The following is an 11,527-nucleotide window of genomic DNA, read 5'->3' on the forward strand; positions in this document are numbered from 1 at the left end:
ACGCTCGGCGTGGAATTTTTGTTGCGCTGCGGCGGAGGCCCGCCACAGCGCACGGAGCCCGGTCGCTGACCCCCTTCAGGCCGGCGTGGGGCTGGGCGAACGCGCAATCACGCGGTTGCGCCCCAGGTTCTTGGAACGGTAAAGCACGTCGTCGGCGGCCTTCAACAGGTCCTGAACATCGGCGAAACGCTCATACCCGCCCTGGGTGGCCACGCCGGCGGAGAAGGTGACGAACAGCGGGCCGCTGGCCACCTCGGCCATCGGCGTGTTGACGATGCTGCCGAGCACCCGCCGCACCACTTCCAGTGCCACCGGTTCGGTGGTGTTGGGCAGCAGCGCGATGAATTCCTCGCCGCCGAAGCGGGCCACGGTATCGCTGTTGCGCAGGTGTTCCTGCAGCTTGCCGGCGAAGGCCCGCAGCACCTGGTCGCCGAGCAGGTGGCCGTGCGCGTCGTTGATCTTCTTGAAATCGTCCAGGTCGATGAACGCCACCGACAGCGGCCAGCCATGCCGGGTGGCGCGCAGGAATTCCTGCTCCAGCACCGCCTCCAGCTGGCGGCGGTTGAGCACGCCGGTGAGCGCATCGCGGTGGGCCTGTTCGGCCAGCCGGTTGGCGCGCGCCTCGAACTCGTCCGCACGCTGCCGGGCCAGGGCGGCGTCCTGCATTTCACGCAGGTTGCGCAGGGTCGCCAGCTCCTGGGCGTGGTCGATCAGCTGCTGCACCCGGGACGGCGAAATCAGCGTGGTTTCAAACAGTGCGCTGATCTCGGGCAGGGCTTCGCCGATCCGGGCCAGCACCTGGTCGAACTGCGCGCTGTCCAGCTGCAGGGCCTCGTTGACCTGCTGAAGGGCCTTTTCGCGCGCGGCGTCGGCGTCGGCGCTGAGCCAGATGTCCGCGACCGCCCCGGACAGGGCCACGCAGGTCTGGAAGGTGTCTTCCGGGGTGGCCGGCGCTTCGCTGTGGGCAATCGCCTCGACCAGATAGCGCGGCAGGTCCCACTGTTCGCCCATCCACGCGCCGACCTCGGCGTGGTTGCAGTCCAGCTGTTCCCGCTCCAGCGCCAGCAGTTCGTCGTTGTCGCGCGCCTCGCGCAGCAGCGGCAGGTAGCGGTCCGGCTCGCTCTGGGCCAGCACCAGCACCCCGATGTCCTGCAGCAGGCCGGCCAGCATCAGTTCCTCGGCCTTGCGCAGGCCGCGCGCCTGGCCCAGCAGGCTGGCCGCCAGCGCGCTCAGGATGCTGCGCCGCCAGGCCCGCGCACGCACGTCCTGGCCCTGGCCCTGCCCGGTGGCGGCCAGGTTCTGGGTGACGGTGAAACCCAGCGCCAGGCTGATGGTCGCGTTCAGGCCCAGCATGGTCAGCGCCTGGCCCAGGTTCTCGATCCGGCGGCGGCTGGCATACAGCGGCGAGTTGGCGATGCGCAGCATGCGCGCACTGAGCGCCATGTCGATGGCGATCACGTCCGCGGCCGTGGTGATGTCGGTTTCCGGATCCTGCGCCAGCTCAATGATGCGCAGCGCGATACCGGGCGGCGAGGGCAGGTTGCGGCAGAGCGCCAGGACGGCTGTCAGCTCGGGAGGCATGATGGAAATACTGAAGTGATGTGGCAAGAATACATGGAGTGCGTCACAGTTTTGAGTGCCGGCTCTTGCGCAGGCCAATGACGTCTTAGTTACCACATTCGCCACCGGATGGGCGAGTGCCACGACAGCGCAGGTACCATTCGGCTTCCAACAAGAACGGATATAGCCACATGGCAGTGAGAACCCTCAGCGAATTCCTTTCCAGCACGCGCGAAAAAGACCTCAGCGCCGACGCCTTCGAACTCGAAAGCCCGCACCTGCTCGAAGTCCGCGTCAACGGCCTGGTCTGGGCCAAGGCCGGCTCCATGGTCGCGCGCAAGGGCGCGGTGAAGTTCACCCGCCAGGGCATCCTCGAACAGGGCTTGGGCACCCTGCTGAAGAAAATGGTCAGCGGCGAAGGCCTGCAGCTGATGAAGATCGAAGGGCAGGGGCGTGCCTACCTGGCCGACGCCGGCAAGCAGGTCACCCTGCTGCGCCTGGCGGGCGAGTCGATCTTCGTCAACGGCAACGACGTGCTCGCCTTCGAGACCGGCATCGAGTCCAAGATCACCATGATGCGCCGCGTCGCCGGCATGCTCTCCGGCGGGCTGTTCAACATGCGCCTGAGCGGCCACGGCATCGTCGCCATCACCTCCCACTACGAGCCGCTGACCCTGCCGGTCAGTGCCCAGGGCGGCCCGGTATTCACTGATCCGAATGCAACCGTGGCCTGGTCCGGCACCCTCACTCCGGAAATTGTCACCGACATGTCTTTGGGTACCTTGGTCGGCCGGGGCTCGGGCGAAACCCTGCAATTGAAATTTGCGGGCGAAGGTTGGGTAGTAGTGCAGCCGTATGAAGAAGTGACATTCCAGGCCAAGGGTTAAAGGGGGCCGGCCAGCGGCCGGCACTACCTACCGCATTGCGGCCATGTATGGGGGCGGGCGGCGGGCAGCCCCCGGAGGGACGCTAGAAAACATGGATGTTTTCTAGCAGCCCCCATGGATGGGTTCACGGCGTGTCCCGGAAGCGGGGCTGCCCGCCGCCCGCCCCAGCACGTAACAGTGAGGCGCTGCCCTTCGCGCAGACAAAAAAAAGCCCGGCGAACCGGGCTTCTTTCGTACCACAAGGCGCAATGGATCAGGCCAGACCAGCCTGCTTCATCACTTCGGCGGCGTAGTCTTCCACCACCTTCTCGATGCCTTCGCCCACGATCAGCAGCTTGAAGCCGACCACGTCGGCCTTGGCCGCAGTGACGACCTGCTCGACGGTCTTGTCGCCGTCCAGAACATAGCTCTGGCCGTACAGGGTCACGTCGCTGACGATCTTGTTCAGCTTGCCGCTGATGATCTTTTCCAGGATGTCGGCCGGCTTCGACTTGTCCTTCTCGGACATCTTCGCCAGTTCGATTTCCTTTTCCTTTTCCACGAACTCGGCCGGCACGTCGCCCGCCTTGTTGTGCGGCGGCTTCATCGCAGCAACGTGCATCGCCAGGCCACGGGCCAGTTCCGGCGTACCGCCGGTCAGGTCCACCAGCACGCCGACCTTGCCGTTGGTGTGCACGTACGCACCGATGTTGCCGGTGGTGTCGACCTGCACCATGCGACGGATCTGGATGTTTTCACCCAGCGTCTGCACCGCGATGGCGCGGGCTTCTTCAACGGTCTGGCCGGTCGGCAGCGCAGCGGCCTTCAGGGCCTCCACGTCGGCAGCGCCCGATTCCAGCGCGGCGTTGGCCACCGCGTCCACGAACGACTTGAAGTTCGAGTCGTTGGCGACGAAGTCGGTTTCCGAGTTGACTTCAACCAGCACGGCCTTGCCGTCCTTCTGGGCCAGGCCCAGGCGGCCTTCAGCGGCTACGCGGTCAGCCTTCTTGTCGGCCTTGGCAGCGCCGGACTTGCGCATCGCCTCGGCAGCGGCGTCGATGTCGCCGTTGGCTTCGGTAAGAGCGCGCTTGCACTCCATCATGCCGGCGCCAGTGCGCTCGCGCAGTTCCTTGACCAGGGAAGCAGTGATTTCCACGGGAATTCCTCACGAAAGAAAGGGGTTGGGCCGGCATGGTGGCCGGCCCGTGTGACAGAACCCTGTCACCGCGCCATCGGCAGCGGACAGGAGCGGTGGGCGCCGGGCGCCCACCGTGGCCTGGATCAGGCCTGGGCTTCGCCCTTGTCGGCAGCAGCCTTCTTGGCCGGAGCGCGGCGGGCCGGCTTGGCTTCTTCGCCGGCAGCGGCGTCGGCGAAGTCTTCTTCACGGACGGTCGCAGCGTGCGGCGCGGCAGCCTTGCCTTCCAGCACGGCGTCGGCAGCAGCGCGGGCGTACAGCTGCACCGCACGGATGGCGTCGTCGTTGCCCGGGATCGCGTAATCGACCAGTTCCGGGTTGTAGTTGGTGTCGACCACCGCGATCACCGGAATGCCGAGCTTCTTGGCTTCCTTGATGGCGATGTCTTCGTGGCCGATGTCGATCACGAAGATCGCGTCCGGCAGGCGGTTCATGTCCTTGATGCCGCCCAGCGAAGCTTCGAGCTTGTCGCGCTCACGACGCAGGCCCAGCACTTCGTGCTTGACCAGCTTATCGAAGGTGCCGTCGGTTTCGCCGGCTTCCAGTTCCTTCAGGCGGGCAACCGACTGCTTCACGGTACGGAAGTTGGTCAGGGTGCCGCCCAGCCAACGCTGGTTCATGAACGGCATGCCGCAACGCTCGGCTTCTTCGCGGATCGACTCGCGCGCGCTGCGCTTGGTGCCCAGGAACAGGATGGTGCCGCGCTTCTGCGCGATGCTGGAAATGAAGTTCATCGCGTCATTGAAGAGCGGAACGGTCTTTTCCAGGTTGATGATGTGGATCTTGCCGCGGGCGCCGAAGATGTACTGGCCCATCTTGGGGTTCCAGTAACGGGTCTGGTGGCCGAAGTGGACGCCGGCTTCCAGCATCTGACGCATGGTGACCTGGGGCATTGCAATACTCCTGATAGGGAACCGGCCGCCACGGGTAATGATGGGCGGTCCGCCGCAAGGCGGGAGGTTCCGGGGTTTGGCTTCCCTGTCGCTTCCGTGTCCGAACTCCTCGCGGAGCACCCCGGCACGGATATGGGCGACAGGTGTGGATTCACCGGTGACGTCCGGTGTTGACGGGTCCTGGCACACGGGGCGCCGAGGAATCCGGTCGATTATAGCCCGGCCGGGGTTCCCGTTGCAATTGAAGGGGCCAGGGCGTCCAGCAGCTGCGCGGCCTGGTCGCCGATGCGCGCGCTGAAACGCCCGCCCCGGTAGGCCTCGGCCGTTCCCGGCAGGACCCAGCGTCGGGTCTGCCCGGCCAGCACGTAGCCGGCCAGCCCGGGCAGGATCGGCCGCGTCTGGCCATTGGCCGCGACCCAGGCCAGGTCTGCGAGCCGGGCGTGGCGGGCCCCGCCATTGTAAAGCTCCAGCACCGCCGGCTCGCCCGCGTCCAGCAGCCGCACCGCCATTGCCGGTGCCGGCGAGGCCGCGGCACCGGCCACGAATACCGGCAGCGATACCTGCACCGGCGGGCTCTCCGCGCCGGCGCGCAGCACCAGCCGGTAGCCCTGTTCGGCCACCGGCGCAGGCCCCAGCCTGACCACCCGCAGCCGCTGGCGCGCGTGCGCCGGCACCTGCAGCACGGCCGGACTGACCGCCAGCGCGGCGGTCGGCTGCAGCCGTTCCTCGTGCGTGCTCTGCTCCCAGGCATACAGCCGCGCCTGGCCGGCCCATGGTTGCGCGCTGTCGTTGTACAGCCACAGCTCGGCGTCGGCCTGGCCCGGGCCCATCTCGACCCGCAGCGGCGACACCTCCAGCGCCTGCGCCGTGCCACCCAGCAGCAGCGCGGCCAGCACTACGCCGAGCCGGGCGCGACCCGGGCTCAGAACGTGATGGTCTGCCATGCGCGAGGCTGCTGCCCGCCCTCCGGTGGCGGCGTCAATGCCTGGACCTGCGGCGGCGGTGGCGCCGCTGCGTCGCTGCGTTGATGCGCCGTGGCACAGCCGGCGGCGTCCCCGGCCGGCAGGCGGCAGCCGTCCACCACCCGCAGTTGCATGCGCAGCCCGGTGGCACCCGCCGCCGGGGTGGGTGCGGGCAACGGTCCCGCCTGCGCGGCGGCAGCCAGCGGGACCGCGACAAGCGCGGCCAGGCACAGGGCGGGAGCACGGAGGCTGAGGGCACGATGGCAACGGAAAGTCATGTCAGCCTTATCGGCCGCGCCGCGCCGCACTTGATCCCTCAGTAGGTGATGGTCACCTTGATCTGGTCGCTGTAGCTGCCCGCCGCCACCGCGCCACTGCTCGGCGGCGCGCGGCCATACACGGTCAGGGTCTGGGCCGCGCCGGTCCCGGTGCCGGAGACCAGATCGACATTGGCGGTGCTGCCCCAGCGCTGGGTACGCGTGCTCTCCCGATACAGCTCGTAGGGAATGAACCAGGCCGGATTGGTGTCGTGGCGCATCCGCCTGGCCGTGCCGTTGGCGTACAGGCCGTCGTCCAGCGCGATGGTATAGGCAGTGCGGTTGATGCAGGTCAGCCCGATCGTCGAGGTGCGGTCGATATTGCTGGCAATCGCGCCCGCATTGATGCCGAAGTCCATGTCGGTGGTGACGTAGGCGCTGCACTGGGGCAGCACGTTGGCCGTGACCGTGAACGGGAAACCGCCGGTGGCCACTTTGTTGCCGGTCACCCCGGCCACGGTGGTGCAGGCCGGTGGCGCGGTCGCGGTGCCCAGCAGGACCTCGTTGAAGGCGTACTGCAGGCGGACATCGCCACCACTGAAGGCACTGCTGTAGGCGCCGGCCGACAAGGTCTGCCCGGCCGGAATGCGGCCGTAGATGGTCACCGACACCGCGCCGCTGCCGCCGGTCAGCAGCGGCACGTTGCAGTTCAGGTTTACCACCAGCGGGGCCGGCGTGGCGCCCGGGGTCAGGCCCCAGATCGTGCTGTAGGCCGAGCTGGTGAACAGCTGGTAGCTCATCGGGTCGCCGCTGGCGTTGGTCATCCGCCGCAGCGGCGAAATGGCGGTGCCGGTGGTGCCCACGCCGATTCCCAGGCAGGCGCGCACCGAAGCCGTCGCCAGCAGGCTCAGGGCGGTGGTGCTGCAGGTGATGGTGAAGGTGGTGGTGGTGAACACCGGAGCGGCGGCCGCGTTGGCGACATTGCCGAACGCCGCCGTGACCGGCGTGGTCGTGGTGCAGGTGGTATCGGCGCGCGCCGCGCCGCCGGCCAGCAGTCCGGCCAGGCCCAGCAGCAGCGCCAGCAGCAGGCGCGGGCTCATGGCGTGCGCACCGGCTGGCAGCGCAGCGGGCCCAGCCGCAGCGGCGCGCTGCCTGCCGCCGCCGTCAGTGGCAGCTGGACCACGCACCGGCCGTCGTCGGTGTCCACCTGGAGCGGTCCGGTGCCAGGCAGATCCTCCAGGTACACCTCGCCGTCATAGCCCACCGGCGCGCTGCCCTGGTCGGGCAGGCGCACCTGGCTGCCGGCCGCCAGCGGCTGGTCCTGTGCGTCGTGCAGCACCAGGACGATGGCTCGGGTGCGGCGCAGGCCGAAGTCCACGCCCAGGCCGGCGCTCTGCCGCGGCGTGACCTGCGTATCCACGCGGTCGGCACGCAGGTCGGCGGGCAGGTCCAGGGTGTCGATCGAGATCCGGTTGCGCTGCCAGGACAGCAGCGGCGTCACCAGCAGCAGGCCGTTTTCGTCGGTAACCCCGATCGGACGGTTCTCCAGCCGCACCGGCACCCCGCCGACGCCGTCGGTGGAGACCACCGCGAAGGCGTCCGGCACCTCACGCGCGGCAAACACGTGGCCGCTCATCCAGACCAGGCTGCCGCTGGCATTGGCGTAGGCAAAGCTGGAATCGCCCTGGCGGGCCGCGCCCAGCGAGTAACGGCCGACCCGGTTCAACCAGCCCACCTCGGCCAGCCCGCCGGTGCCGTCGTCGCCGTGCCGCGCCTGCGCGCGCCAGCCGAAGCCGCCTTCGCTGCCGTCACCGGGGACCGGCTTGGACACGTCCACGGTGTACAGCATGCGGTCGCCGTTGCGCTGCGCGGCCACGCTGCTCTGGCGGTTCTGGCCCAGGCTGGCGGTGATCGAGACATACACGCTGCGGTCGGCGCGTTCGTCCAGGTTCTGGTTGAACGAGACATAGGCCGACCAGCGTTCGGAAAAGGTGCGGTTCCAGAACACGCTGGCGTAGCGGCGGTCCTCGTCGTCGGGGTAGGACAGGCGCAGGTAGCTCGCGCTCAATGCGCCGCCACGGCCGAGGCTGGCACCGGCGGTGACCTGGTCGGTGACATCCGGCGGCAGCGCGCCCTGCAGGCTGCCCAGATCCTGGAACTGCCCGTGGGTGCGCAGCGTGGACGCGTTGAAATTGAAGATCCGGTTGTTCCAGCTGTAGCCCAGCGCCCACTGGCCGCCGTCGCGCCCGTCGCGGCGGCTGCGGGCGTAGGACGCATTGAGCACGCCCGCCATCCCCAGCTGCCACCAGCCACCGGCACCGGCACTGGCCACGCCACCACCGCCTTCGGCATGCAGCTCGGCGGTGAAGCGGTTGCTCACGCCGCGACGCCAGGTGGCGCTGCCCACGGTCGCGTCGTCATAGGCGAAGGAGCGGATGCCATAGTCGCGGCGCATCCGGCCCACCCCTGCCGACCAGTCGGAGAGTCCTTCGGCCAGCAGCTGCTGCGTCCCGTAGAACGAAAAATCCAGGGTCTGCATGCGCCCGTAGGCGTCGGTGATCACCACCTGGGCGTTGCCGGTGCCGCTGATGCCCGGTTGTGCACCGAGCTGGAACGGCCCGACCGGCACCTCGCCGTTGTACTGGCGCAGGCCATCGACGTAGAGCTCCACCGTGGAGGGCACCACTGCTTCCCCGAGGAAGCTGGGGGTGGGGGTCAGCACGCGGTACGGCTGCAGGCCGTAGTTGCGTCCGATCTGGATGCCACCCATGCGCACCGGTCGGCTCCAGTCGACGAAGCCGCTGAAGAAATCGCCCACGGTCAGGGTCAGTGCGCTGTCGGGGAAGTCCAGCTGCCAGGCGCTGTCCAGCCGCACGCTTTCGCCGCGCCAGTCGCGCTCGCTGTCCTGGAACGTGCGCAGCAGCTGGGTGCTGCGCAGCACGCCCCGGCCCAGCCCGAACACGCGCCATTCGGTGGTCAGCGCGAGATTGCCGGCCTCTTCGTTCTGGCTGGCATACAGATCGTAATTGACCAGTGCGCCGGGCGATGCGCTGGCGGTGGGCGTGGTCGGCAGGGCCTGGCCCAGTTCCGTGGTGGGCAGCGACAGCTGCTCCAGCGGCACTTCCAGCGCCAGCGTCTGCAGGCCTGCGTCATAGCGCACCACCACGCCGCTGATCTGCGCCAGCGGCACCGGCGCGTCGCCGCGTGCGCCGAAGCCGAGCTGGCGCAGTACCGCCGGGTCCGCGCGCAGCTGGCCGCCCAGTTCGGTGAACGGCAGCAGCCCGCGCGGGCTGCCGTTGAGGGTCACCTCCAGGTACAGCGTCTGCGGCGCGGTCAGCGGGGTCGGGGCGGGGAGCATCACGTCATCGGCGGCGAACGCACCGATCTCCGCGCCGCTCTCCGCCGGCGCGTCGGCGGCACGGGCCGCGCCGGCCAGCATTCCAGACGAGACCGCGCCGGCAGCCAGGGCGACGCGCATGCAGGCCTCAGCGAGCCGGTGGCGTCGGAGACAGTGGCGTGGCTTGCGAAGCGCCATTGATCTTTGCCGAAAGGGTCGCGCCGGACAGGCGGCCGGCGGCGATGTCCAGCGGCCAGCGCATGGTCTGCCCGCCGAGGACGTAGCCGACCAGGCCGGGCTGGAAGATCTGCGGCCGCTCCGGCGTGCCGACCGCCAGGTCGGCCAGCTGGGCATAGCCGGTACCACGGTTGTGCACTTCCAGCACCGGCTTGCCGTCGGGCGGGGTCACCACCGTGGCCTGCAGGTCCGGCGTGGTGGCCGTGCCGCCCTCCGGCTGCACGAACACCGGCAATGAGTAGCGCAGCACGAACTGCATGCCTTGGCGGGTGGGGTCGAGCTTGGGCACTTCATCCACGATCACCCGATAGGAGAGCTGCGCGGCCGGCGCCTGCGGCACCGCGCGCACCACCCGGATCAGCTGCTGTTGGCCGGCCGCCAATGCCTGCATCGGCGGGCTCACCACCAGGTCGGTGGTCGGCTCCAGTTCGTCGCGCCCGTTGCGCTGGGTCCAGCGGAACACCCGGGCCTGCACGTCCACCGGCGCGGTGCCGCTGTTGCTGATCCACAGCGCCTCGGCATTCTGCCGGGGACCGAGCTGCAGCGAGGTCGGCGCGACCTGCAGGCTGGCCGCGTGCGCGTGCGGCAGCGCAAGCGCCACCGCCAGGACGCCGGCGCACAGCTTCGCCGTGGAGCGCTTCGCACCCCCCCGTATGAGCTGGTACATGGCGACCCTCAGTAGGTGATGGTGGCGGTGACCGTGTCCTGGTAGTTACCCGTCGCCGCGTTGTTCACGCTCGGATTGGCGACCTGGCCGTAGACCGGATAGGCCTGGGCCAGGCCGTTGCCGACACCGGCCACGGTATTGGTGCCCGCCGTGGCGCCCCAGACCGTGGTCCGGGTGGCGTTGGAATACAGCTGGTAGCCCACGAAGTTGTTGGTCGTCACCGTGGTGTCGGTATTGCGCATGCGCCGGGTGGTGACGTCATTGGCCGTGCCGGCATTGGAGCCGGCGTTGAGCGCGATGGTGTACGGGGTCAGCGCCGAGCACTGCGCCGTGACCGAGCCCTGTGCATTGATTGGCGTGGTCGCGGTGGATAGCGCCGAGCCGAAATCGACATCGGTGGCCGCCGCCGCCGTGATCGTGCAGGCCTTGGTGATGATCAGGCGCACGTTGAAGGTGGTGGTGTCGGCGGCGAGGGCCGGGGAGGCCAGGGCCACCAGGCCAAGGCCGAACAGCAGGGGACGCGGGGCGCGAAGGAATCGCATGGTCTTCTCCTTGGACGGGGGTCCTGGATGAACGGTTCGATGCCGGCGTACTGCAGGGGGAGGGCGCCAGGGGCGGCGCTGGGTTCGTTATAGGAGCAGGGGTGTAGGCGATATGTGACGGAAATTGGCCAGTTTTCACACTTTTTACGTTCCGGTCCCGGTCGACCCGAACCTGCGCTGTCAGCGTTCCAGCGGCTTCCGTTCAGAATGGCCCCGGATCGGCGATAATGGCCGCCATGAGCGTGAATCTGAAAACCCCCGAGGAAATCGAACTGATGCGCGTCGCCGGCCGCCTGGCCAGCGAGGTGCTCGACATCGTCACCCCGTACGTCAAGCCGGGCGTGACGACCGAAGAGCTCGACCGCATCTGCCACGACCACATCATCAACGTGCAGAAGGCCACGCCGGCCAATGTCGGCTACCGGGGCTTCCCGAAGACGGTGTGCACGTCGGTCAACAACGTCATCTGCCACGGCATCCCGAGCGAAGGGAAAGTCCTGAAGGACGGCGACATCGTCAACATCGACGTCACCGTGATCAAGGACGGCTGGCACGGCGACACCAGCCGCATGTACTTCGTCGGCACCCCGTCGACGATGGCCAAGCGCCTGGTCGACACCACCTACCAGGCGATGTGGGCCGGCATCCGCGCGGTCAAGCCGGGCGCGACCCTGGGCGACATCGGCCATGCGATCCAGTCGCTGGCCGAAGGCGAACGCTTCAGCGTGGTGCGTGAGTACTGCGGCCACGGCATCGGCAAGGTCTATCACGACGAGCCGCAGGTGGTGCATTACGGGCGTCCGGGCCAGGGCCTGGTACTGCAACCGGGCATGACCTTCACGATCGAACCGATGATCAACGAGGGCACCCGTTACAACAAGGTGCTGCCGGATGGCTGGACCGTGGTCACCAAGGACCGGAAGCTGTCGGCGCAGTGGGAGCACATGATCGCGGTCACCGAGACCGGCGTGGACGTGCTGACCCTCTCGCCTGGCGAATCGCAGGTCTGAG

Annotated in this window: 11 protein-coding genes; 2 read left to right on the forward strand and 9 right to left on the reverse strand. The window is 68.5% G+C overall.

From position 1 onward, the window contains the following. Nucleotides 1–75: 75 nt before the first annotated feature. Nucleotides 76–1,581 carry an HDOD domain-containing protein gene (locus PDM28_RS06405; RefSeq protein WP_311184214.1) on the reverse strand — a complete coding sequence of 502 codons (1,506 nt, stop codon included), beginning with the start codon at nucleotides 1,579–1,581 and terminating at the stop codon, nucleotides 76–78. Between the two features lie 170 nt (nucleotides 1,582–1,751). Here PDM28_RS06405 and PDM28_RS06410 point away from each other — a divergent pair, with 170 nt between their 5' ends. Further along, on the forward strand, nucleotides 1,752–2,447 hold the full coding sequence (locus PDM28_RS06410) for an AIM24 family protein (protein ID WP_102946684.1): 696 nt from the start codon (nucleotides 1,752–1,754) through the stop codon (nucleotides 2,445–2,447). A gap of 253 nt (nucleotides 2,448–2,700) precedes the next feature. Here PDM28_RS06410 and tsf read toward each other — a convergent pair whose 3' ends face one another. The 8 genes from tsf to PDM28_RS06450 all read right to left on the reverse strand — a co-directional run bounded on the left by tsf (nucleotide 2,701) and on the right by PDM28_RS06450 (nucleotide 10,516). After that, complete coding sequence (gene tsf, locus PDM28_RS06415; protein WP_102946683.1) at nucleotides 2,701–3,582, reverse strand: translation elongation factor Ts; 882 nt, start codon at nucleotides 3,580–3,582, stop codon at nucleotides 2,701–2,703. Between the two features lie 125 nt (nucleotides 3,583–3,707). Further along, on the reverse strand, nucleotides 3,708–4,514 hold the full coding sequence (gene rpsB, locus PDM28_RS06420) for a 30S ribosomal protein S2 (protein ID WP_102946682.1): 807 nt from the start codon (nucleotides 4,512–4,514) through the stop codon (nucleotides 3,708–3,710). A 212-nt stretch (nucleotides 4,515–4,726) separates the two neighbouring features. Then, the gene (locus PDM28_RS06425) at nucleotides 4,727–5,458 is read right to left on the reverse strand and encodes a fimbrial biogenesis chaperone (protein ID WP_311184215.1); all 732 of its coding nucleotides are present in this window, start codon (nucleotides 5,456–5,458) and stop codon (nucleotides 4,727–4,729) included. Further along, a complete protein-coding gene (locus tag PDM28_RS06430; RefSeq protein WP_146033480.1) occupies nucleotides 5,437–5,754 on the reverse strand; it encodes a hypothetical protein in 318 nt (105 codons plus the stop codon). The genes PDM28_RS06425 and PDM28_RS06430 overlap by 22 nt, the downstream gene beginning before the upstream one ends. Nucleotides 5,755–5,792: 38 nt before the next feature. After that, nucleotides 5,793–6,833, reverse strand: a complete 1,041-nt coding sequence (locus PDM28_RS06435; protein ID WP_311184216.1) for a Csu type fimbrial protein — start codon at nucleotides 6,831–6,833, stop codon at nucleotides 5,793–5,795. Beyond that, nucleotides 6,830–9,211: a fimbria/pilus outer membrane usher protein gene (locus PDM28_RS06440; RefSeq protein ID WP_172448163.1), complete on the reverse strand. Its 2,382-nt coding sequence runs from the start codon at nucleotides 9,209–9,211 to the stop codon at nucleotides 6,830–6,832. Before PDM28_RS06440 ends, PDM28_RS06435 begins: the two co-directional genes overlap by 4 nt. A gap of 7 nt (nucleotides 9,212–9,218) precedes the next feature. Continuing rightward, nucleotides 9,219–9,974: a fimbrial biogenesis chaperone gene (locus PDM28_RS06445; RefSeq protein WP_311184217.1), complete on the reverse strand. Its 756-nt coding sequence runs from the start codon at nucleotides 9,972–9,974 to the stop codon at nucleotides 9,219–9,221. 8 nt (nucleotides 9,975–9,982) lie between these two features. Continuing rightward, a complete protein-coding gene (locus PDM28_RS06450; protein ID WP_102946678.1) occupies nucleotides 9,983–10,516 on the reverse strand; it encodes a Csu type fimbrial protein in 534 nt (177 codons plus the stop codon). A 236-nt stretch (nucleotides 10,517–10,752) separates the two neighbouring features. Between PDM28_RS06450 and map the strand changes: the two genes are divergently transcribed. Next, nucleotides 10,753–11,526, forward strand: a complete 774-nt coding sequence (map, locus tag PDM28_RS06455) for a type I methionyl aminopeptidase (protein ID WP_084738912.1) — start codon at nucleotides 10,753–10,755, stop codon at nucleotides 11,524–11,526. Nucleotide 11,527 lies beyond the last annotated feature (1 nt).

The organism is Stenotrophomonas aracearum (genome assembly GCF_031834615.1).
Taxonomy (GTDB): domain Bacteria; phylum Pseudomonadota; class Gammaproteobacteria; order Xanthomonadales; family Xanthomonadaceae; genus Stenotrophomonas; species Stenotrophomonas aracearum.